This window comes from Mesorhizobium sp. WSM1497, from assembly GCF_001672455.2.
GTDB lineage: Bacteria > Pseudomonadota > Alphaproteobacteria > Rhizobiales > Rhizobiaceae > Mesorhizobium > Mesorhizobium ciceri.
Map to the genome: position 1 here is coordinate 2031263 of NZ_CP021070.1, position 20595 is coordinate 2051857.

At 63.6% G+C, this 20595-nt stretch carries 23 protein-coding genes; 9 read left to right on the forward strand and 14 right to left on the reverse strand.

What is annotated here, in order from left to right:
• Positions 1-2: 2 nt before the first annotated feature.
• On the reverse strand, positions 3-641 hold the full coding sequence (locus tag A9K65_RS09920) for a 2-dehydro-3-deoxy-phosphogluconate aldolase (RefSeq protein ID WP_063173036.1): 639 nt from the start codon (positions 639-641) through the stop codon (positions 3-5).
• 311 nt (positions 642-952) lie between these two features.
• On the opposite strand from A9K65_RS09920, the gene A9K65_RS09925 reads away from it, so the two are divergent.
• The 3 genes from A9K65_RS09925 (at position 953) to A9K65_RS09935 (ending at position 3739) form a co-directional block, all read left to right on the forward strand.
• Entirely contained in the window at positions 953-1873 is a 921-nt protein-coding gene (locus A9K65_RS09925; protein ID WP_013529741.1) for a rhodanese-related sulfurtransferase, read from the forward strand.
• A 115-nt stretch (positions 1874-1988) separates the two neighbouring features.
• Positions 1989-2726, forward strand: coding sequence for a tellurite resistance TerB family protein (locus A9K65_RS09930; RefSeq protein ID WP_013529742.1), 738 nt, complete (start codon positions 1989-1991; stop codon positions 2724-2726).
• A gap of 257 nt (positions 2727-2983) precedes the next feature.
• A complete protein-coding gene (locus A9K65_RS09935) occupies positions 2984-3739 on the forward strand; it encodes an SDR family oxidoreductase (protein WP_064995626.1) in 756 nt (251 codons plus the stop codon).
• Here the strand turns inward: A9K65_RS09935 and A9K65_RS09940 are convergent, their stop codons facing one another.
• Both A9K65_RS09940 and A9K65_RS09945 read right to left on the reverse strand, forming a co-directional pair.
• Positions 3740-4114, reverse strand: coding sequence for a YciI family protein (locus tag A9K65_RS09940; RefSeq protein ID WP_013529744.1), 375 nt, complete (start codon positions 4112-4114; stop codon positions 3740-3742).
• Positions 4115-4266: 152 nt separating this feature from the next.
• The gene (locus tag A9K65_RS09945; RefSeq protein WP_027161410.1) at positions 4267-5451 is read right to left on the reverse strand and encodes a pyridoxal phosphate-dependent aminotransferase; all 1185 of its coding nucleotides are present in this window, start codon (positions 5449-5451) and stop codon (positions 4267-4269) included.
• An 83-nt stretch (positions 5452-5534) separates the two neighbouring features.
• Here A9K65_RS09945 and A9K65_RS09950 point away from each other — a divergent pair, with 83 nt between their 5' ends.
• The 4 genes from A9K65_RS09950 (at position 5535) to denD (ending at position 8496) form a co-directional block, all read left to right on the forward strand.
• Positions 5535-6221, forward strand: coding sequence for a GNAT family protein (locus tag A9K65_RS09950; protein ID WP_064995668.1), 687 nt, complete (start codon positions 5535-5537; stop codon positions 6219-6221).
• A gap of 10 nt (positions 6222-6231) precedes the next feature.
• On the forward strand, positions 6232-7200 hold the full coding sequence (locus tag A9K65_RS09955; protein ID WP_024502717.1) for a cation diffusion facilitator family transporter: 969 nt from the start codon (positions 6232-6234) through the stop codon (positions 7198-7200).
• 89 nt (positions 7201-7289) lie between these two features.
• Entirely contained in the window at positions 7290-7502 is a 213-nt protein-coding gene (locus tag A9K65_RS09960) for a hypothetical protein (RefSeq protein WP_084016299.1), read from the forward strand.
• A gap of 16 nt (positions 7503-7518) precedes the next feature.
• The gene (gene denD / locus A9K65_RS09965) at positions 7519-8496 is read left to right on the forward strand and encodes a D-erythronate dehydrogenase (protein ID WP_064995627.1); all 978 of its coding nucleotides are present in this window, start codon (positions 7519-7521) and stop codon (positions 8494-8496) included.
• 25 nt (positions 8497-8521) lie between these two features.
• Here denD and A9K65_RS09970 read toward each other — a convergent pair whose 3' ends face one another.
• The 4 genes from A9K65_RS09970 to A9K65_RS09985 form a co-directional block, all read right to left on the reverse strand.
• Positions 8522-9715, reverse strand: coding sequence for a nickel/cobalt transporter (locus tag A9K65_RS09970; RefSeq protein WP_064995628.1), 1194 nt, complete (start codon positions 9713-9715; stop codon positions 8522-8524).
• Positions 9712-10380 (reverse strand): DUF1007 family protein, encoded by a 669-nt coding sequence (locus A9K65_RS09975; RefSeq protein ID WP_027161413.1) that lies wholly within the window; start codon positions 10378-10380, stop codon positions 9712-9714. The genes A9K65_RS09970 and A9K65_RS09975 overlap by 4 nt, the downstream gene beginning before the upstream one ends.
• 89 nt (positions 10381-10469) lie before the next feature.
• Positions 10470-11369 carry a LysR family transcriptional regulator gene (locus tag A9K65_RS09980; protein ID WP_063168937.1) on the reverse strand — a complete coding sequence of 300 codons (900 nt, stop codon included), beginning with the start codon at positions 11367-11369 and terminating at the stop codon, positions 10470-10472.
• 2 nt (positions 11370-11371) lie between these two features.
• Positions 11372-12568: an amidase gene (locus A9K65_RS09985; RefSeq protein ID WP_064995629.1), complete on the reverse strand. Its 1197-nt coding sequence runs from the start codon at positions 12566-12568 to the stop codon at positions 11372-11374.
• Between the two features lie 539 nt (positions 12569-13107).
• Here A9K65_RS09985 and odc2 point away from each other — a divergent pair.
• On the forward strand, positions 13108-14241 hold the full coding sequence (gene odc2 / locus A9K65_RS09990; protein ID WP_027161415.1) for an ornithine/lysine decarboxylase: 1134 nt from the start codon (positions 13108-13110) through the stop codon (positions 14239-14241).
• 153 nt (positions 14242-14394) lie between these two features.
• Positions 14395-14964, forward strand: a complete 570-nt coding sequence (locus A9K65_RS09995) for an N-acetyltransferase (RefSeq protein ID WP_064995630.1) — start codon at positions 14395-14397, stop codon at positions 14962-14964.
• 96 nt (positions 14965-15060) lie between these two features.
• Here A9K65_RS09995 and A9K65_RS10000 read toward each other — a convergent pair whose 3' ends face one another.
• The 7 genes from A9K65_RS10000 to A9K65_RS10030 form a co-directional block, all read right to left on the reverse strand.
• Complete coding sequence (locus A9K65_RS10000; RefSeq protein ID WP_013529756.1) at positions 15061-15345, reverse strand: SCP2 sterol-binding domain-containing protein; 285 nt, start codon at positions 15343-15345, stop codon at positions 15061-15063.
• 197 nt (positions 15346-15542) lie between these two features.
• Positions 15543-16058 (reverse strand): hypothetical protein, encoded by a 516-nt coding sequence (locus A9K65_RS10005; protein WP_013529757.1) that lies wholly within the window; start codon positions 16056-16058, stop codon positions 15543-15545.
• An 85-nt stretch (positions 16059-16143) separates the two neighbouring features.
• Positions 16144-16569 carry a hypothetical protein gene (locus A9K65_RS10010; RefSeq protein WP_013529758.1) on the reverse strand — a complete coding sequence of 142 codons (426 nt, stop codon included), beginning with the start codon at positions 16567-16569 and terminating at the stop codon, positions 16144-16146.
• Positions 16570-16582: 13 nt separating this feature from the next.
• Positions 16583-17194, reverse strand: coding sequence for a rod-binding protein (locus tag A9K65_RS10015; protein ID WP_064995631.1), 612 nt, complete (start codon positions 17192-17194; stop codon positions 16583-16585).
• A gap of 100 nt (positions 17195-17294) precedes the next feature.
• Positions 17295-18188 (reverse strand): carbohydrate ABC transporter permease, encoded by an 894-nt coding sequence (locus tag A9K65_RS10020; RefSeq protein ID WP_024502709.1) that lies wholly within the window; start codon positions 18186-18188, stop codon positions 17295-17297.
• Position 18189: 1 nt separating this feature from the next.
• The gene (locus A9K65_RS10025; RefSeq protein WP_063173028.1) at positions 18190-19140 is read right to left on the reverse strand and encodes a sugar ABC transporter permease; all 951 of its coding nucleotides are present in this window, start codon (positions 19138-19140) and stop codon (positions 18190-18192) included.
• Between the two features lie 94 nt (positions 19141-19234).
• Positions 19235-20560 carry an ABC transporter substrate-binding protein gene (locus A9K65_RS10030; RefSeq protein WP_013529762.1) on the reverse strand — a complete coding sequence of 442 codons (1326 nt, stop codon included), beginning with the start codon at positions 20558-20560 and terminating at the stop codon, positions 19235-19237.
• Positions 20561-20595: the final 35 nt, after the last annotated feature.

A 20595-nucleotide genomic window follows, 5' to 3' on the forward strand; every position in this document is an offset into this window, starting at 1 on the left:
CCTTATTTTGTGAGCTTGCTCGCCGCGCGCGCCAAGGCTTCGATCTCGTCCCATTTGCCGGCCTTGACGAGGTCGTCGGGCGCCACCCAGGAGCCGCCGACGCAGACCACGTTGGGCAGGCTGAGATAGTCAGCTGCGTTCTTGGCCGAGATGCCGCCGGTCGGGCAGAATTTCACATCGGCGAGCGGCGAGGCGAAGGCCTTCAGCGAAGCGATGCCGCCCGACTGCTCGGCCGGGAAGAATTTCAGGAAGCGCAAGCCGGCTTCGCGCGCGGCCATGATCTCGCCGGGGGTGATCGCACCGGGCAGCAGCGGAACATCGCTGGCGGCGGCTGCCGACAGAAGCTCGCGGGTGATGCCGGGGCTGACGATGAAGCGCGAGCCCGCGGCGGCAGCCTCTTCGAACTGCCTGGCATCGAGAATGGTGCCGGCGCCGACGATGGCTTCCTCGACTTCACCAGCGACCCGCCGGATCGCTTCCAGCGCGTCGGCGGTCCTCAGCGTGATCTCGATCGCAGGCAGGCCGCCGCGCGCCAGAGCGCGGGCCAGCGGCACGGCATTGGCGACATCGGAGATCTTCAGCACCGGGATGACGGGCTGGCCGTTGAGGAGCGACAGAAGTTTTTCGGTCTTGCTGGGCATGTGTCTCTCCGTGGCGTGGGACAATTCAACCGATTAGCAGAAGGCCGTTTTCCTGTCCACGAAACCGGCCGTGTCGCGATGTCACGCGTCGCCCATACTCGCCAAGCCCAAGTTGACAAGGGTGGCTGCCGGCTCGATGGTGCCGACAGCTTTTGTCCGGGTGGCTTTTCAGGATAGGAATTTTTTCTTGACTCCCTGATCTCAGCTATGGTACAAATTCACCCATGGTGCAGATTTGCGCCAGTGACCCGCCGAACAGGATGCCTGCTTTGCCTTGAATCGGCTTGCTCGAGCGTCTAGTGGCTTCGGCGATGACATCACTTCCACTCCTTCGCGTCGCCGCGCTCTACCGGTTTGCCCGGCTCGACGCTTTCGAAGAACTGCGCGCGCCGCTCGCCGCATTCTGCTGCGGGCGCGGCATAAAGGGCACGCTGCTGCTGGCGCATGAAGGCATCAACGGCACCGTCGCCGGCAGCGAGACGGCAATTGCCGAACTGATCGCGTATCTCGAAGCCATCGAAGGGCTTGCCGGACTCGAGGTCAAGTACAGCGCGGCCGCGGACATGCCGTTCCATCGCATGAAGGTGCGGCTGAAGCGCGAGATCGTCACCATGGGTGTCGATGACATCGATCCTTCGAAAAGTGCCGGCACCTACGTTGCGCCGGCCGACTGGAACGCTCTGATTTCGCAGCCCGGCACTGTCATCATCGACACGCGCAACGCCTATGAGGTGTCGATCGGCACGTTCAAGGGTGCGATCGACCCGGCCACCGCAAGCTTTCGCGAGTTCCCGGCCTGGGTGGAAACGCACCGGGCGGAGCTCGAAGGCCGCAAGGTTGCGATGTTCTGCACCGGCGGCATACGCTGCGAAAAGGCGACCGCCTATGTCAAATCGCTCGGCTTCGAGGATGTCTTCCATCTCAAGGGCGGTATCCTCAAATACCTCGAAGAGGTTCCGGCCGAACAGAGCCTCTGGCAAGGCGAGTGCTTCGTCTTCGATGAGCGGGTTTCGGTGTCGCACGGCCTTGCCGAGGGCGACGCGGAACTGTGCCGCGCCTGCCGCCACCCGCTGACGCCGGGCGAGCTGACGTCGCCCAAATTCGCTGCCGGTATTTCGTGCCCGCATTGCTTCGATGCGCGTTCGGACGAGGACCGCCAGCGTTATGCCGAGCGCCAGCGCCAGGTCGAGCTTGCGCAGGCGCGGGGCAGGGGGCCGCATATCGGCTCCTGATCCAGCATCGTGCTGCTGCAAAGCGGCTGCCTGTCATTGCAATCTCAAGTTTCGGGACCTACGTCTTCGACGTTCGAAACCCGCCCGTTGGCCGGGCAAATCCTGGAGGCACTGAATGTTCGATCCCAAGAAGCTTCTCGACGATCTGCTCGGCTCGCAAATCCCCGGCACCAGCGGCACCGTTCGCGACAAGGCGGGGCAGGCCGTGCAGATGGCCAAGGACAATCCGCTGGCCGCCGGTGCGCTGGCCGCGGTGCTGCTCGGAACCGGTACTGGCCGCAACGTGACGGGCGCCGCGGTGAAGCTTGGCGGACTGGCCGCGATCGGCGGCCTCGCCTACAAGGCCTACCAGAATTACAAGGCCGGCAACGCGCCCGCGGAAGCACCGGCGGCCGGCCAACCGGAATTGCTGCCGCCGCCCAAGGATACCCCCTTCCACCCGTCGCAGGCGCCGCAAGGCGAGGACGAATTCACGCTGACCCTGGTGCGGGCGATGATCTCGGCGGCGAAGGCCGATGGCCATATCGACGATGAAGAGCGCCAGAAGATCGCCGGCAAGCTCAGCCTGGCCGGCATAGGCTCCGATGCCGAAAAGTTCCTGATGGCGGAGCTGGCAAGCCCGCTCGACCTCGACACGCTGGTGGCCGGCGCCAAGACCGATGCGCAGAAGCTCGAACTCTACACGGCGTCGCGCCTGACCATCGATCCCGACACACGCGCCGAGCGCGGTTATCTCGATCTGCTCGCCGGCCGGCTCGGCCTGCCGGACGCGCTGGTCGACCATGTCGAGGCGACGGTTTCGGCGGCCAAGGTACCGGCCAAGGCCGGGACGTCACCCAATCCGCGCTGGTAGGCCAAAACGGCACAAGGCGCACTTTCCGGGTTAACCGCTCATTAACCCAGCAAGCGCATCATTCTATCCAGTCGGATCGGCTTTTCCTCCTCCCAAGCCCGGTTCAGATCAGGGGCGGTCGCCAATGGCCGCCCTTTTTGTCGGTCCGCCGGATGGACGCGCTTGCCATCGCCGCCGTCATTTGCGATGCCTTCCTTTTCGAGCCAACCCCCCAAAATCAGTCGAGCAAGCGCAGCGCTGCCGGAGGACAATAGCCCATGACCGAGCAAAGAACCGCCATCGTCACCGGGGCCGGCACGGGCATCGGCAAGAGCGTTGCCACGGCGCTGCTCAAGGCCGGCTGGAACACGGTGTTCTGCGGACGCCGCAAATCCGTGCTGGATGCAGCCGTGGCTGAGGCCGGGTCCACCGGCGCCAAGGCCCTGGCGGTTGCCTGCGATATCAGCAAGGCAGGCGAGGTCGACGATCTGTTCGAGACCGTGGCGGCGGCCTTCGGCCGTGTCGACCTGCTCTTCAACAATGCCGGCATGGGCTACAAATCGACGCCGATCGACGAGATACCGGTCGAAGTGTGGAACGATATCGTCGGCGTCAACCTCACCGGTTCGTTCCTGTGCGCCCGTGCCGCCTTTGGCGCCATGCGCAAGCAGAAGCCGATGGGTGGCCGCATCATCAACAACGGTTCGGTGTCGGCCTATGCGCCGCGCCCAGGCTCGGTGCCCTACACGGCGACCAAGCATGCCATCACCGGACTGACCAAGACGCTGGCGCTCGACGGCCGGCCCTATGACATCGCCTGCGGCCAGATCGACATCGGCAATGCGCTGACCGATATGGCACAGCCGATGACGGTCGGTGTGCCGCAGGCCAATGGCTCGATCGCAGCCGAAGCGGTGATGGATGTTCAGCATGTCGCCAACGCCGTCGTCCACATGGCCAGCCTGCCGCTCGACGCCAACGTGCTGTTCATGACCGTGATGGCGACCAAGATGCCGTTTGTCGGGCGTGGGTAGTTATTTCCCGGCCAGCGGCACGCCGGGCTTGAACAGCAGAATGGGCCTGATCTCGTAAACGGCGGTGGGATTGACGCGGCGAAGGTCGCGGGCGATCGCGATGGCCTCGTCTCGCGTGGCGCAGTCGACGACATAGAGCCCGAGCAACTGTTCCTTGGTTTCGGCGAAAGGACCGTCGATGATCACACCGTCGCCCGGGCCGCGCAGGGTGATGGCATCCTGTGTTGCGCCCAGACGCGCGGACGGCCCCAGCGTGCCTTCCTCATGAAGCCGGGTGTTGATCTTCAGCAGGTCGGCCATAAGTGCTGCATCTTCCTGCGGCGTCAGCGCCTTGATCGCATCTTCCACGTGATAGGCAAGGATTGCGTAGAACATTTTATGTCACCTGCTTCGATCCTGATCCAGGGAGCGTAGCGGTTCCCGACACGCCCGCCCAGCCTTGGCCGTGCGTGTCCGGACAGATCATGACACCATCATGGTCGCCAGCCGCAACCATCCGGAAAGAGGCCACCGGCCCGCTTTCAAACCTACTTCGCCAGGAATGCTCCGATCCGCTCCAGCGCGCGCAAGATGTTCTCCTCGGAATTGGCGTAGGAGAGCCTGATATAGCCTTCGCCGAGAATGCCGAAATCGGGGCCGCCGATCAGCGCCACGCCGGCCTCGTCGAGCAGTGCCGAGGCGAGCTTCTTGGCCTTCCAGCCGGTCTTCGAGACGTTGGGGAAGGCGTAGAACGCGCCCTTGGGCGTGATGCAGGAAATATTGGGCAGGGCATTCAGTCCCTCGACGACGATCTTCCGGCGGCGGTCGAAGGCGCGCATCATCTTGTCGACGTCGTCCTGCGGGCCGTCGATGGCCGCGATGCCGGCAAACTGGCTCGGCGCGTTGACGCAGGACCAGCAATTGACCGCCAGCTTGCGCACCTTGTCGTAGAGATGGGCGCCCTTGTCGCCATTCGGCCAGATCGACCAGCCCATGCGCCAGCCGGTCATCGCCCAGGTCTTCGACCAGCCATTGAGCACGATCAGCCGGTCGCGGATTTCGGGAAAGCCGAGCAGCGAGCAATGCGTCTCGCCATCATAGGTCATGACGTCGTAGATCTCGTCGGAGAGGATGGCGACCTGCGGATGCGCCTCCAGCCCCTTGACCAGTTTCTCGATCTCGGCGCGAGGCGTGACGCCGCCGGTCGGATTGGCGGGCGAGTTGAGGATCAGCAGCCTGGTCTTCGAGGTGATCAGCGCCAGCGTCTCCTCGGCCGAGAAGGCAAAGCCGTTTTCTTCGCGCATCGGCACGGGAATGGGTGCCGCACCCGTGAACTCGATCATCGAGCGGTAGATGGGGAAGCCGGGGTCCGGGTAGAGGATCTCGGCGCCGGGCTCGCCGAACATCAGGATCGCGGCGAACATGGTCGGCTTGCCGCCGGGCAGGATCATCACCGTTTCGGGCGATATCTCGACACCGGTGGTGGTCAGCGTGCGGCGCACCACCGCCTCGCGCGTCGCCAGCAGGCCATTGGCCGGCGTGTAGCCGTGATGGCCGTCGCGCAGCGCCTTGATCGCCGCCTCGACGATGTGCTGCGGCGTCTTGAAGTCGGGCTGGCCGATGCCGAGATTGACGATGTCGCGGCCTTGTTGGGCAAGTGCTGTGGCCCTCGCAAGCACGGCAAAGGCGTTTTCCTCGCCAAGGCGGTCGAAGGCCGAAATCGTGTGGAGCATTTTTCCCGTCCGTGTGGTTCTTGCTGTTGGGTCGCGTTTTTGTGAGCCTCAGCACGCAAAAGTCAAACGGATTGGAGCATTCGGTGTCGGAAAATCTGAAGGATTGGCAACCGCGTCCGCGGCCTGAACGCAAGACCATCGACGGTCGATACGTCCGGCTTGAACCGCTGAGCGCTGCAAAACACGGCGACGGCCTCTATGAAGCCTCCTCCGTGTCCGATATCGACGACCGCTTCGCCTGGTTGCCCGATTATCCGCCGGAGACCCGCGCCGCCTTCCAGCCATGGCTGGACAAAGTCGAGGCCAGCGAGGATCCGCTGTTCTTCACCGTCATCGACAAGGCCAGCGGCAAGGTCGCCGGACGCCAGACGCTGATGCGCATCGATCCGGCCTTCGGCGTCATCGAGATCGGCAACATCTATTGGGGACCGCTCATCTCGCGCAAGCCGGGAGCAACCGAAGCGCAGTTCCTGTTCATGAAATACATCTTCGACGGGCTCGGCTATCGCCGCTACGAATGGAAGTGCAACAACCGCAACGAGCCATCGAAGCGGGCCGCCGAGCGGTTCGGCTTCAAGTTCGAAGGCATTTTCCGCCAGCATCTCATCGTCAAGGGTGAAAACCGCGACACTGCGTGGTATTCGATCATCGACAAGGAATGGCCGGCGCTGCGCAGTGCCTATGAGGCGTGGCTCGATCCGGCCAATTTCGATGGCGACGGCCGGCAGAAGCGACGGCTCGAGGATTTTCGCGCGGAATTCGGCGCTTAGGAGTTCACTATTGGCACATACCCACGATCACACCGGGCACGGTCACGGCCCTGGTCATGTGCACGGCTCGACCGACAAGAAACGCGTTCTGATCGCAGCCTGCCTGACCGGCGGCTTCATGGTCGCCGAGGCGCTTGGCGGCATCCTCACGGGCTCGCTGGCGCTGCTGGCCGATGCCGGCCACATGCTCGCCGATTCGATCGCGCTCGGCCTTGCCTGGTATGCGTTTCATCTTGGCGGCCGGCCGGCGACCGTTCGCCTCACCTACGGCTTCGGCCGGGTCAAGACACTGGTGGCCTATACCAACGGCATCGCCATCTTCGTCATCGCGCTGTGGATCGTCTATGAGGCCTGGGGACGCCTGCAGGCGCCGGCGCCGGTGCTTGGCGGGCCGATGCTGGTGGTGGCGATCCTCGGCCTGCTGGTGAACCTCGGCTCGTTCTTCGTGCTACATGGCGGCGACCGCGAGAGCCTGAACATGCGCGGCGCCATTCTGCATGTGCTTGGCGACCTGCTCGGCTCGGCGGCGGCCATCGCGGCGGCGCTGGTCATCCTGGCGACCGGCTGGACGCCGATCGACCCGATCCTGTCGGTCCTGGTTTCGCTGCTGATCCTCTACACGGCGTGGTCGCTGATGCGAGAAGCCGCCCATGTCCTGCTCGAGGGCGTGCCGCCAAGCCTCGACCGAGATCTGATCGCCAGCGATATCGAGGCGACCATCCAGGGCGTGCGCGAAGTGCACCACATGCATGTCTGGTCGCTCGACGGGACCAGCAACATGGCGACGCTGCATGCCTGTCTCGACGAGGGCGTCGATGCGCATCAGGCGGTGAGTGCCGTCAAGAAGCGGCTTGCCAGCGAGCACGGCATCAGCCATGCCACCGTGGAACCGGAATTCGGCCAATGCGCCGACGATGGCGACGAGCACGACCACGGGCACGAGCATGAAGCGGCTGCATACCACGACCACCATCACTAGGACCGGATCGATCGATGTCGATCGTCCTGCCTCAGGAGTTGCAAAACCTTGAAAACCAGCTTGACGAACGCCCATCCTCCGGACGCGGCATGATGGACCGCGACACCAGGAACGCGGTCATCGCCGCCGCGTGGATCATGCTGCTGTTCGGTATAGGCGCCTACTATCTGCCGACGGCAATGCTGGCACTCGGCAGCCTTTCCACCGTGCTGGCCGGCGCCTTTGGCATCGTCTTCGTGCTGGCGTTCTTCTCGGTGTTCTGGCTGCGCGCCCGCAACCAGCGCAAAAACCAGGGTAAATAGGCAAGGGATCTTCGACATGCGCATTCTGATCACTGGCGCCGCGGGTATGGTCGGCCGCAAGCTCATCGCCCGGCTGGCCAAGGACGGTACGCTGCGCGGGGGCAAGATCACCGCGCTCGATCTCCACGATATCGTGCCGCCACAGGCGCCGAGCCTGGATGGCGTCAGCGTCACGCTGCACACCGGCGATCTCGCCGAAGCGGGTGCCACTGAGCGCCTGGTCGCATCGCGCCCCGACGTCGTCTTTCATCTCGCCGGCATCGTATCGGGCGAGGCGGAGGCGAATTTCGAACTCGGCTACCGCGTCAATCTCGATGGCACGCGCGCCCTGTTCGATGCCATCCGGGTGGCGGGCTTTGCGCCGCGCGTCGTCTTCACCTCGTCGATCGCGGTGTTCGGCGCGCCGTTCCCGGACGTCATTCCCGATGACTTCCATCCGACGCCGCTGACCTCTTATGGTACCCAGAAGCAGATGAGCGAAGCGCTGCTGGCCGACTATTCCAGGCGCGGGTTCTTCGACGGTATCGGCATCCGGCTGCCGACAATCTGCGTGCGGCCGGGCAAGCCGAACAAGGCGGCGTCCGGCTTCTTCTCGGGCATCATCCGCGAGCCGTTGAGCGGCCATGAGGCGATCCTGCCGGTGCCGCGCTCGGTCGTGCACACGCATGCCAGCCCGCGCTCGGCGGTGAACTTCCTGATCCATGCGGCGGGGATCGACGGCAGCGCTGTCGGGCCACGCCGCAATCTGACGATGCCCGGCGTCGCCGTCACCGTCGGCGAGCAGATCGAGGCGCTGGAACGCATCGCCGGGCCGAAGGCGGTAAGCCTGATCCGCGAGGTTCCGGATGACACGATCTGGGCGATCGTCAAGGGCTGGCCGACGCGCTTCGAGGCAAAGCGGTCACGGGAGCTCGGATTCAGCGCCGAAAAGAGTTTTGACGAGATCATCCGCGCTCACATCGCGGATGAGCTGGGCGGCAAGATCGCGGGTTAAACTCCGAGCCTCTTGGCGCCGGGCATCATCCGCCGCTCGCCAGGCTTGCCGACAGCAGCAGCAGTCCGAACAGGAACACGAAGGCGGCGCCGCCGATCTCGACGATCGAGTGGATGCGGTTGCCCATGCGGCCGTCGCCGGCGAAATAGACCGCCCAGTTCTTGGCGGTCACCGCCAGCGTCGCCAGTGCCGAAACGGTGATGGCGGTGCCCAGCGACATTGCCAGAACCGACAGCAGGCCGCCGAGCCAGAGGCCGTTGAGCAGGGCGAAGCTGAGCACGATCAGCGCGCCGGAGCAGGGGCGGATGCCGACCGCCGCCACCGCTGTCCAGGCCGTGCGCCAGTCGAAGCGGTCGCCTGACAGCAGCGCCGGATCGGGTGCGTGCGAATGGCCGCAGGTGTCGCAGACTTCGCCGGCCGCGTGATCGTGATGAGCATGATCGTGCTCGGCATGATCGTGATGATCGTGCGAAGGGTCGTGCACATGGTCATGCGCGTGCAGCGCGTGCGAATGGGCATGCGCCGAATGGCTGTGAGCTGCATGGGAATGGCCGGCATGCGAATGCGCGCCGTGCGAATGACCCCCGTGAGAATGACCGGCGTGAGAATGGCCGGCATGAGCCGCCGACAGGCTGTAGGCCGGGCCCTTGCCGAACAGACGCAGGACGGAAGGACCGAGTTTGCGCCACAGCAGCCAGGCGCCGAACAGGGTGACGAAGACAAAGCTCATGATCTCCATGAACCAGGCTGCGTCCGTCATCGAGACGGAGGTGCCGCGCAGGACGAAATAGGCGACCCCCATCACCGCGACCGCGGTCAGGCCCTGCAGCAGCGCCGAGACGAAGGACAAGAGGATGCCGCGCCGCAACGCCACTTCATTGGCCACCATGTAGGACGAGATCACCGCCTTGCCGTGACCGGGGCCGGCGGCATGGAAAATACCGTAGGCGAAGGACAGGCCGACGAGTATCCAGATCTTGCTGCCGTCCTGGCGCATCGCCTTCATCGCCGTTGCCAGCGCGCGGTAGAATTCCTGCTGCCTGAGATTGATCCACATCAGGATATGGGCGAACGGGCCGGTGGTGGGCGCCATGCCGTCATTGACGCCGATGCCGAGCGAACTCTGGGCATGAGCGGCGTCGGCGAAATGCATCATGGCGACTGTGAGGGCCAACAGGCCGAATGCCAAACGCAGGGACGGTTTCGTCACCGGCTTCATCCTTCTGGCTGACAGGTCAGTTCGAGCTTGGTGGCGAAGATCTTGCTCATATCGGTGCCGGTCGGATCGTTGAAGAAGGCATCGGTGAGGGTCTTCTGGTTTTCCTTGATGGCCTCGTCGGGGTCGGGACGGACCACCTTGCTGGTGCAGTTCGAGGGCAGGCCTTCGACCGTGATGTTGGAGTCCTCGGTGAAGTCGATCGCCGTGTAGAATGTCGGATCGTAGACGCCGATATCGATCTTGCCGTTGAGCTTGATCGGCACCTTCGGTTCGGACTCGAACAGGATGATCAGCTGGTCGTTGTCGAAATTGGCCATCAGATGCGGCGGCGGCGTCATCGCCACGTCCTTGCCGTCGACGGTGACGAGCTGGAAGTAATTGAACTCCGCCAACGAGGCATGAACGGTGTCGGCGACTTCCTTCAGCTCCTTGTCGTCGAGCTTCAGGTCGGAGTTCTTGTCGAATTCCATCATCACCGTCGAGGAAAACAGATCGTCGAAGCGCCAGAGATGACGCAGAGCCTTCACGCTTTGGTGATCCGGGGAGAGGATCACATCGAGGCGAGCCTCGGCGAAGACGTGTGGATGCACGTAAGCGGGTCCAGTGGCGGCAAAGCTAGCCGCCAAGGCCGAAGCCAGCATGATTGCGTGCCGTTTCAGGTGCATTCTCGGTCGCGATTCCCTAGGCCTCGGAAGAGTTGCCGAGAGTTACCAGAAAGGGGGCGAAATTGGGACCGCTGCTCGGCTGAAGTGGGTCAGGCAACTTCACGCGTCCTGAACCACTGCACCAGGAAGTCGACGAAAACGCGGACCTTGGCCGGCAGATAGCGGCGGTGCGGGTAGACGGCGAAGATGCCGCCGCCCGACAGGATACGGTCATCCATCACCGACACCAGCCGGCCGCTCGCGAGATCGGGCGCGGCAATGAAATCCGGCAGGACGGTGAATCCCAGCCCGGACACGGCAGCGGCTCTCGCCGTCATCGGGCTGTTGACCTCGATCGGACCCGACACCGAAACGCTGACCGGATCGCCATTGTCGCCCTTGAACGGCCAGTTGTTCAGTCCGCGGCCATTGGTGTCGACGATGCAAGGCATGCGGCTGAGATCCTGCGGCCGTGTCGGCGTGCCGTGCTTGGCGATCAGTTCGGGGGAGGCGCAGAGCTTTATCGAAAACGGCGCCAGCCGCCTGGCGATCAGCGACGAGTTCTCCAGCCGCGAGATGCGCACCGCAAGGTCGAAGCCTTCCTCGACCAGATCGACGAAGCGGTCGTCGAGCTGGATGTCGAGCACGATGTCTGGATGCTGCTTGGCGAAGTCGATCAGCGACTGGCCGATCGGCGCGTCGGCGAAGGTGCGGGGCGCCGACAGTTTGATCCGGCCGCGCACGTCGCCGGAGGATTCGCGCACCGCGTCGGCCAGGCTGTCGACCTCGCGCACGATCTCCGAGGCGCGCCGGTAATAGGTGTGGCCGGCCTCGGTCATCGAGAACTGGCGCGTGGTGCGGTTGAGCAGCAAAGCGCCGAGTTCGTCCTCCAGCTCGCGCACATATTTCGACAGCAAGGCCTTGGAGCGGCCGATCTTGCGCGCCGCCGCGGAAAAGCCCTCGGCCTCGACCACGTCGATGAAGGCACGCATGCGCGTCAGTGTGTCCATGGTCAGGCCTTTCGTGCCGCGTCGAGAAGTTTCCGGCCGAGCCGTATCAGGGCAATGTCGCTGCCGGAAGGGCCAAGCAGCGACAGGCCGAACGGGGCGCCGGCGACCGAGCCGACGGGCAGTGTGATCTGTGGAAAACCGGACAGGCCGGCCAGGCACAGAAGCTGGAGCGCCCGTTCGCGATAGGCCTGGAACTGCTCCGGCGTGCTGTCCACGTAAGGCGCCGGACCAGGCACCGTCGGCAAGACAAGGAAGCCGTCCTTGCCGAGCAGGGCGCTCAGTTCGCCGCGAAAGGTCAGACGCCGCACCTTCTCGGCCTGCGCTGTCTTGTCGTCGACGGCGCGGCCGAAGCCGAAACGCTCCTCGACGCCGGGGCCGAGGCCGCGCTCGCCGCTGGTGATCCATTCGCCATGCACCGCCCAGGCCTCCCTGGCCTGCAGCCGGCGAAAGCACCAGTAAAGTTCATCGGGAGATGAGGAGAAGCGGATTGCCGGCGTCGCCGGCGCGCCGAAAACCGCGCCCGCCAGCCCCTTCATTCCGGCATATTCGGCCAGCGCCGGGCGGGCGACCAGCCCGTCCAGCCAATCCAGCGCCAGCGGCCGGTCCAACACGTGCTGGTGCGGATCGCGGCCGAGCAGCAGCTTGCCGACGGTCTCGTAGGTCTCGATGTCGTCGGCGAACCAGCCGAACGTGTCGAGGCTCGGCGCCAGCTTCATCGTGCCGTCGAGCGAAATGCGGCCATGCGTGGTGCGCAGCCCGATCAGTCCGCAAAAGCTCGCCGGTGCTCGGATCGAGCCGCCGGTGTCGGAACCAGTGGCGATATCGGCCAGCCTGCCCGCCACCGCCGCCGCCGACCCCGATGAGGAGCCGCCGGTGACGCGGTCGGGTGCCGCCGGGTTCACCGGAAACGAGAAATGCGCATTCTGACCGAACAGCGCGAAGGCGAGCTCGTCGGTCTGCGTCTTGCCGACGAAGCGTGCGCCGGCATCGAGGATCATCTGCACGGCGGGTGCGGTGCGCGAGGCCGCGTGGCTTTCGGCGAATTTTTGCAAATTGCCGCAACCGGTGCGGTAGCCGGCGACGTCGTATATGTCCTTGACGGCCAGCCGCACGCCGGCCAGCGGGCCAAGCTGGGCATGTGCCACGGGCATCTGGCGAAGATCGAGAAAGGCGTTGAGAGGGCCGTGCGTGCCTGTCATCGTTCGATATCCGGATACGGTTGCCGCAACATTGTTCGACGCCAGAAATTTTACAACCTGCGATACGATTTTTATTGATTGTGAAAGTCTTCGCCCTTATATCGCGCTTGCCCAAAGTCGCACGTGCCTGTGGGTGTCCGCCGATCCTCGAATGGTGAGGGAAATCGGTAAGGTAACTGGAGCCAACCCCTCCAGTCGGTCTAGCGGCCAACCGCCAGCCCGAGGACACCTTGAAGCAACGACGGTGCGGGCCTTTCTGGTGTTCTGCCGGTTGTCCAAAAACCGGGGTTACTGAAGAGGCACACCTTCATTGCCGGCAGTGCGGACGGGTCTCCCATCCAAGCCAAGGCAGACAAAGCGAACCGAGGCCGGGCAAGGCCAAGGTCACCGCCGCGAGACGGCGCTTCATGGTTCCGGGGTCTCCACCGGCTGGTTCCATGGATTTCCGTCCCGCCTTTGTCCACCGCGAGTTCGCGAGGCCGACAGCCCGCGTCCCGCAGCCTTATTGCGCGCCGAAAGGCGCTGATGGAGAGACCCCGATGGCCACCCAGCGCATCCTTGACTTCCTCGCCACCCGACGTCCGACCGGCCCCTGCCTCGTCGTCGACCTCGATGTCGTGCGCGACAATTTCCGCGCCTTCGAGAAGGCGCTGCCCGATTCCAGGATCTACTATGCGGTGAAAGCAAACCCGGCGCCGGAAATCCTGCGCCTGCTTGCTGCGATGGGCTCGTCCTTCGACACCGCTTCCGTTGCCGAAGTCGAGATGGCGATGGACGCTGGTGCGCCGGCGGACCGCATCTCCTTCGGCAACACCATCAAGAAGGAGCGTGACATCGCACGCGCCTACCAGCTCGGCATCCGCCTGTTCGCCGTCGATTGCGTCGAAGAGGTCGAGAAGATCGCCCGCGTCGCGCCCGGTGCGCGCGTGTTCTGCCGCGTGCTGACCGATGGCGAGGGCGCCGAGTGGCCGCTGTCGCGCAAGTTCGGCTGCGTGCCGGCGATGGCCGTCGACGTGCTGCGCCATGCCAAGGGGCTCGGCCTCGACGCCTATGGCGTGTCGTTCCATGTCGGCTCGCAGCAGACCGACCTGACCGCCTGGGACCGTGCGTTGGCCGACGCCAAGGTGGTGTTCGCGACGCTGGCCGAGGAAGGCATCGTCTTGAAGATGGTCAATATGGGCGGTGGTTTCCCGACGCGCTATCTGCGTGACGTGCCGGCCGCCCAGGCCTATGGCCAGGCGATCTTCTCGGCGCTGCGCAAGCATTTCGGCAATGCGCTTCCCGAGACCATCATCGAGCCGGGCCGTGGCATGGTCGGCAATGCCGGCGTCATCAAGTCGGAAGTCGTTCTGATCTCGAAGAAGGCCGCCAACGACAATGTGCGCTGGGTGTTCCTCGACATCGGCAAGTTCGGCGGCCTGGCCGAGACGATGGACGAGGCGATCCGCTACCCGATCGTCACCGCGCATGACGGCACGGAGACCGCACCTTGCGTGCTCGCCGGCCCGACCTGCGATTCGGCCGACGTGATGTACGAGAAGACGCCCTATCCGCTGCCTTTGTCGCTGACCATCGGCGACGAGGTGCTGATCGAAGGCACCGGCGCCTACACGACCACCTACTCGGCGGTCGCCTTCAACGGCTTCGAGCCTCTCCGATCCTACGTGATCTGACGGCGCTTGCTCAGCGCATTTTCGAACGGCGAACCGGACACAACTTCGCCTGAAAATGCGCTGAGAGAGCCGATCAGATCATCCCAGGTGGGCGACTTTCGTCCACCCGGGCTCGCCTGTGGAACAGATCTCCGCTCGCCAGGGATTACGGAAATGGAAATGCCAGTTGAAATTGGGGGCCACGCACCGGCCTTTGTAATGGTTGCCGAAACCGCCGCCGATGTTGCGGCGCGCGAGGCGTTGCTCGATCGGGCCATGGGGCCGAAGCGCAGGAAAAAGTCGTCGGAGAAGCTGCGGCGTGGCCGGCGGCCCTCGGAAGGCTTGGCCTTCGTCGCCCGCGATGGCTCGGGCGGCGTCGCCGGCACCGTGCGGCTGTGGGACGTCAGGCTGGGCGAGGGCGGTGCGGCTGCGCTGCTGCTTGGCCCGCTTGCCGTCGATCCGTCGCTCAAGAACGCCGGCATCGGCTCGGCCCTGATGCGCCATGCCATCGCCGAGGCGGCACGTCTTGGCCATGCCGCGATCCTTCTGGTCGGCGATGCGCCCTATTACGCGCGCTTCGGCTTCTCGGCCGAGAAGACCGGTTCGCTTGCCATGCCGGGACCCTATGAGCGGCACCGCCTGCTGGCGCTGGAACTGGTGGAAGGCGCGCTTGACGGCGTGCACGGCACGCTGAGGGCGGCCGGCCGCAAGCTGAAGGCGCAGGAATTGATATCGGCGGCCTGAGATACGAAGCCGCCAGCATTTCATGCAAAAACGCCGCCCGAAAAGGCGGCGTTTTTTCGCGATTGGTGGGCGCCCACCTTGGGCGCCTGCATGCCTTCAGCCGATCAGCTGGCTGAGCGCCATGGCAACGGTCATGTCGCCTTCGACCTTTATCTTGCCGGTCATGAACGCCATTGTCGGGTTCAGGTCGCCAGCGATCAGCGAATCGAGATCGTCGAGCGAGAGCTTGATGGTGCAGTCGGTGGGTGCATCGGTGTTCGAGACGGTTGCGCCGTCGATGACGATGACGCCGTCGCTGCCGGTGTCGAATTTCACGGAACGATCGAACCCGCTGCTGGCCACGCGCGACTTGATCTTTTCGGCAATCTCCTGAACGCTCACGCTGTTCTCCTTGTCTGGTTGCATCTGTCTCGCAACGGCGCTTCGATCCAGCCGAAGCCCGTGCCGCGGTTTCGCGATCACGGTCGCTGCCGCATATAGCTTTGGGTTGACGTTTACGTCAACGCGAATTCAGGCGGTTGGTTCCTGCCGTTGCGGCAGGCGAGCCTGGAGGAGGCCGGGAATGCGAGCCCGGCAACTCAGTGTTCCTTGAACGCCTTGGTCATTTCGCTCGCCGTCTCGCTTTTCTTGCGGCGCAGCCAGTTGTCGCGGATTTCGTCCTTCGACAGGAAATTGACCTGGTCGATCAGAACCTCATGCACCAAAGGCGCCCCGACACGCGTGTTGACGGTATCGCGGATCGCGGCGCGGAAGGCATCGAGATCGATCGTCGCCTTGTTGGTGAAGTCGATCTGCGGATTGGAATAGAGGTAGGAATAAACCTGGTCGGTGATCAGCGCTTCGGCGGGAATGGACAGTTTCTTGATCTGCTCGGGTTCGACCGTGTAGACAAGCTTGGTCAGGAAATAGCCGCCGATCTCGGAATCGCGGATCAGCGGCACCGAAATGATGTCGGTCTTGACGTAGTCGAGGCCGCCCAGCATCGGCTTCGGCGTTTCGCCGACACCGCGCTCGCCGGCCGCCTGGAAAGAATAGAACACGGCGCCCAGCGTTGCGGCGCAGATCCAGACGGCGATGGCGATGACCTTGATCATCGGGCCTTGTCAGTCCCTTGCAATGGCAACGCGGCACGGCGCCGTTGCCGAGGCAGGATCTCCGACGTGTCGCCTGTGTTCGCCATCACGCCTTTATCCAGCCGAACTCGCCGGCGGAATAGGTGCCGTCGGTCTCGGCGCGCTGGATGGCGTGCCGCAGCAGGCTGGCGACTTCGTTGACCGCGCTGAGATGCGCCAGGATCGCCGCTTCGTTCTTCGCCAGCTTCTGGCGCAGCCGGGTCAGGCCCTCGCGGTGCTGCTCGAGGAATTCGGCTTCGCTGCCGCCCTTCATGGCGCGGGTCAACTCGTAGAGGTAGCGGCTCTTGCGGGCGTTCGATGCCTTGAGATCATAGTTGGTGGCGTTACGGATGCCTGCCGTCTCTTCCTCGACCACTTCCTCGATGCGGCCGATGATGGCGGCGAGGTTGCCGGGCCGCGCGAACGGGATCGGCGCTTCCGACGTGGTCGTGCGTGCTGGCAGGTTGGGGGTGGATTCCGAAAAGTCGGCCATGGCGTTTCCCAATTTAGATCTTGATATTTGTTTTTATGGTCGTCTCGTCACCGGTCATCGATCCCGCAGCCTTGCGCTGCAATTGATGGACCAGCGAGGTCGACAGGCTGTTTTGCTGGTCGACCTCGGCCTTTTCCGGCCCGCCCGAAACCGGACCGACGGGCACGACGCGCTTGCCTTCGAGATAGTGGTCGGCGAGCATCGATTTGGCGATGCCGATGCCGCCGCGTTCGGCCATTACGTCCGCCACCCGCTCGGCAAGCTGCGATTTCCACATGTCGCCGGCCAAGCCCTTGCCGTAGACGCCCTCGGTGTCCTTGGGCAGCATGTTCTGGATGAAGGTCTGCAGCACCATCGCCTCGAACTTCTTGAATTTCTTGGCCGGGTCGGTTGCAGCGGCGGCCTTGTCGGCGGTGGCGCGCGACAGGATCGAGCCGGCATCGACGGAAGCGGCTGCGTCGAGTGAAAACGTGCCCGCAGCGCCGCCGGCCCGCTTCGTCAGCGCGGCGCGGGCGGTCTCGATATCCGCCGGGTCGACGGCTCGGGCCACATCCATAACGATGTCGCTGGGTGGAGAAATCGCCAAGAAAGTCCGCCTTTTACCGGTTTTCCCTGACCAGACCATGCCTCAACAAGCTTGTGGCAGGCTTGCGGGAAGGAGAGGGAGCGGAGTGCGGGGGATCGGATCGAAGCTGCCGGCCGAGGGTGGGATTTGCGCCTCAGCCTCACTCCTTGACCGCCCCCGTCATCGAGGAGACGTAGTGCTCGACAAAGAATGAATAGAGCACCACCACCGGCAGGGAGCCGATCAGCGCGCCTGCCATCAGGGCTCCCCATTCATAGACGTCCGAACGTACGAGTTCGGTAAGCACGCCGACCGGCACGGTCTTGTTTTCGGACGACTGGATAAAGGTCAAGGCGTAGATGAATTCGTTCCATGACAGGGTGAAGGCGAAGATGCCGGCGGAGATCAGGCCGGGCACCGACAGCGGCAGAACTATCTTGGTCAGGATTTGCCAGCGGCTCGCTCCATCGATCAGCGCGCATTCTTCCAGTTCGAAGGGTATCGAGCGGAAGTAGCCCATCAAGAGCCACGTGCAGAATGGAATGAGGAACGTCGGATAGGTGAGGATCAGTGCGAACGGCGTATCGTAAAGGCCGAGGTTGAACACCATTACCGACAGTGGAATGAACAGAATCGAGGGCGGCACGAGATAGGCCAGGAAGATCGCCAAGCCGACCTGCCGCGCCCCGGAAAACCGCAAGCGCTCGATCGCATAGGCAGCGAACACCGCCGCCAGCAGCGACAGGAAAGTTGAGGCGGTCGAGATGATGATCGTGTTGAGGAGCCAACCCGGATAGGACGTCTCGAAGAGCAGATACCGAATATGCTCGAGCGTCGGATGGACGACCCAGAACGGGTTGAAATTGGCATAATCCGTCATCTCGAGATTGGGTTTCACCGCCGTGATCGTCATCCAGTAGAACGGGAACAGCAACACGATGACGAAGATCAGGAGCGGCAGATAAACGGTCACCACGCGCCGGGGCAGGCTCTGGAGATAGCCCATGCCGCCTTCATCCGTGTTCGGACGGTTGCTCGTTTCGATCGCGGCCATGTCAGTCTCCACCGCCCTGCTGCCATTTACGACGTTGCAGCCCGAAATAGCTGAAAAGGATCGCCGCAAGCAGGAACGGGATCATCGCCACCGCGATCGCGGCTCCCTCGCCAAGCTGGCCGCCGGAAATGCCGCGCTGGAACGAGAGCGTCGCCATCAGATGGGTGGCATTCACCGGCCCGCCGCGAGTCAGCACATAGATCAGCTGGAAATCGGTGAAGGTGAACAGGACCGAAAAGGTCATGGTGATGGCGATGATCGGCGTCAGCAACGGCAGCGTCACATAGCGGAACAACTGCCAACGGCTGGCGCCGTCGAGCGTCGCGGCCTCGTAAAGCGATTGGGGAATCGTCTGCAGGCCGGCCAGCAGCGTGATGGCCACGAAAGGAATGCCGCGCCAGACATTGGCGGCGATCACCGAGGCGCGTGCGTTCTCCGGATCGCCAAGGAAATTGATGCGGTGGTCGATCAGTCCCATCTGCTGCAGCGCCCAGGAGAGGATGGAGAACTGCGAATCGTAGATCCACCAGAAGGCGATGGCCGAGAGCACCGTCGGCACCACCCACGGCAGCAGGACAATCGCGCGGAAGAACGATTTGAAGGGAAGGTTCTGGTTGAGGAGGAGCGCCAGCCAGAGGCCGAGCGCGAATTTCAGGATCGAAGCGCTGATCGTGTAGAGCAAGGTGTTGAAGACGGAGAGCCAGAAGACGGCGTCGCTCCACAGATATTCATAGTTTTCGATGCCGACGAAGATGCCGGGGCGGCCGATGCGGGCATCGGTGAAGCCGAGCCAGACACCGAGCCCCAGCGGATAGGTCAGGAAGACAAGCAGCAGTGCAGCCGCCGGAAGCATGAAGCCGAAGCCAAGTGCGTTCCGGCTTTCGCTCCAGCGCGATAGAATCCGTGAGAAGATCGAAGATCGCGGCTGGATAGCAGCTGACGGCACGGCCATGGGTCGGCTCCTGCTGAGGTCTCATTGATCGGCCGGATCGGCCACGATGCAATCCGAAGCCAGCCGGGCAGCCGCGCTGCCCGGCTGAGCCGGCTCAAACGCGATAATAGCGATTTGCCCGCTTCTCGGCCTCTTCCATTGCCTCTTGCGGCGTCGCCTGGCCGGTCACCGCTTTGGCGAACATATCGACCAGCACGTAGTCGGCCATGGTTGCCGCCGAAGCATAGCCGAGCGGCCCGGCATAGCCGTTAGGCCGCAGAGTAGCCGAAGCCTTGGCGTAAGCGGCGTTGTTGGGATCGGCAGTCCATACCGGGTTGTTGTCGAATGCCTTCAGGGTCTGGCAGCAATATCCGGCCGAGGAGGTGATCCAGTCCTTCATTTGCGGTTCCTCGAACATGAACTGCAAATACGCCTTGGCCGCGTTGGGGTAGGGCGTGTAATTGAAGATGACAGCCGTGGTCACCTGGAACAATTCGACGGATTTGCCGACAGGACCGATGGGCAGGTTGGTGGTGCGTATGTCCTTGGCGATTTCAGCCAGCTTCGGATCATTGTCCTTATTGATTTTGGCGGTGTTGTAGGCCGAGATGCCGTTGGCGATGACAGCCAGTTCGCCGGCCAGGAAAGCGCGGTTGTTGTTGACGTCGAGCCAGCTTTCGGTGCCTGGAATGAAGGTCTTGTAGAGTTCCTGCGCGTATTCGATCGCCTTGAGGGTCTCGGGGCTGTTGATCGTTACCTTGCCGCTCTCGTCGACCATCTGGCCGCCATGGCTCCACAGCAGCCAATGAGCATAGTTGTTGCCGTCGCCGACGCCATGGCCATGCGTGAAGCCGGCCGGATGGCCCTTCGCCTGCAAGGCCTTGCAAAGTTCCAGGAAGCCTTTCGTGTCCTTGGGAAACTCCGAAAAGCCGGCCTCTTTCACCCAGCTTTCCCGATAGACGATGGCATTTCCGATCGTGGCCAGTGGCAGGCCGATGAATTTGCCTTCCCGGGTCGCATATTGCTTTGGTCCATCATGCCAGCCGCCGTATTTCGAGCCGAGATACTCGCCCAGTTCGCTCACGTCGTGCAGCTTGTCGGGATATTGGTGCGGGTCATCGAACCAGACGAACATCAGGTCGGGGCCGGAGCCGACATTTGCCGCGACCGCCGCCTTGGGGCGAATGTCTTCCCAACTTTCCTTGTCGACGCGGACCGCGACACCGGTCGCTTCGGTGAAGCGCTTGGTGTTGGCCAGCCATTGGTCCTCGTCGCCCTGGACGAAGGGCGACCAGCGCAGCAGCCTAAGCTTGGCGCCATCCTCGGGTTTGTATTTCGGTCCGTCCTGGGCAAGGGCCGGAGAGCTGATGAACCGACTTCCCAAGGCACCTGCCGCCGCGCCGGCGGTGGTGCGGATCACGTCACGTCTGGTGAACTTCATGCTCGTTTCCTCCTGCTTGTTGTCCTTGCCTGTGG

Excerpts from the sequence above, each read along its gene's own strand:
- A9K65_RS09975 (WP_027161413.1), bottom strand. The coding sequence starts at position 10,380 with ATGCACCTGAAACGGCACGCAATCATGCTGGCTTCGGCCTTGGCGGCT.
- denD (WP_064995627.1), top strand. The coding sequence starts at position 7,519 with ATGCGCATTCTGATCACTGGCGCCGCGGGTATGGTCGGCCGCAAGCTC.
- A9K65_RS09985 (WP_064995629.1), bottom strand. The coding sequence starts at position 12,568 with ATGACAGGCACGCACGGCCCTCTCAACGCCTTTCTCGATCTTCGCCAG.
- A9K65_RS09970 (WP_064995628.1), bottom strand. The coding sequence starts at position 9,715 with ATGAAGCCGGTGACGAAACCGTCCCTGCGTTTGGCATTCGGCCTGTTG.
- A9K65_RS10025 (WP_063173028.1), bottom strand. The coding sequence starts at position 19,140 with ATGGCCGTGCCGTCAGCTGCTATCCAGCCGCGATCTTCGATCTTCTCA.
- A9K65_RS09940 (WP_013529744.1), bottom strand. The coding sequence starts at position 4,114 with ATGTTCTACGCAATCCTTGCCTATCACGTGGAAGATGCGATCAAGGCG.
- A9K65_RS10010 (WP_013529758.1), bottom strand. The coding sequence starts at position 16,569 with ATGGCCGACTTTTCGGAATCCACCCCCAACCTGCCAGCACGCACGACC.
- A9K65_RS09930 (WP_013529742.1), top strand. The coding sequence starts at position 1,989 with ATGTTCGATCCCAAGAAGCTTCTCGACGATCTGCTCGGCTCGCAAATC.
- A9K65_RS09960 (WP_084016299.1), top strand. The coding sequence starts at position 7,290 with ATGATGGACCGCGACACCAGGAACGCGGTCATCGCCGCCGCGTGGATC.
- A9K65_RS09945 (WP_027161410.1), bottom strand. The coding sequence starts at position 5,451 with ATGCTCCACACGATTTCGGCCTTCGACCGCCTTGGCGAGGAAAACGCC.
- A9K65_RS09925 (WP_013529741.1), top strand. The coding sequence starts at position 953 with ATGACATCACTTCCACTCCTTCGCGTCGCCGCGCTCTACCGGTTTGCC.
- A9K65_RS09935 (WP_064995626.1), top strand. The coding sequence starts at position 2,984 with ATGACCGAGCAAAGAACCGCCATCGTCACCGGGGCCGGCACGGGCATC.
- A9K65_RS10015 (WP_064995631.1), bottom strand. The coding sequence starts at position 17,194 with ATGGTCTGGTCAGGGAAAACCGGTAAAAGGCGGACTTTCTTGGCGATT.
- A9K65_RS09920 (WP_063173036.1), bottom strand. The coding sequence starts at position 641 with ATGCCCAGCAAGACCGAAAAACTTCTGTCGCTCCTCAACGGCCAGCCC.
- odc2 (WP_027161415.1), top strand. The coding sequence starts at position 13,108 with ATGGCCACCCAGCGCATCCTTGACTTCCTCGCCACCCGACGTCCGACC.
- A9K65_RS10020 (WP_024502709.1), bottom strand. The coding sequence starts at position 18,188 with ATGGCCGCGATCGAAACGAGCAACCGTCCGAACACGGATGAAGGCGGC.
- A9K65_RS10005 (WP_013529757.1), bottom strand. The coding sequence starts at position 16,058 with ATGATCAAGGTCATCGCCATCGCCGTCTGGATCTGCGCCGCAACGCTG.
- A9K65_RS09980 (WP_063168937.1), bottom strand. The coding sequence starts at position 11,369 with ATGGACACACTGACGCGCATGCGTGCCTTCATCGACGTGGTCGAGGCC.
- A9K65_RS10030 (WP_013529762.1), bottom strand. The coding sequence starts at position 20,560 with ATGAAGTTCACCAGACGTGACGTGATCCGCACCACCGCCGGCGCGGCG.
- A9K65_RS09995 (WP_064995630.1), top strand. The coding sequence starts at position 14,395 with ATGGAAATGCCAGTTGAAATTGGGGGCCACGCACCGGCCTTTGTAATG.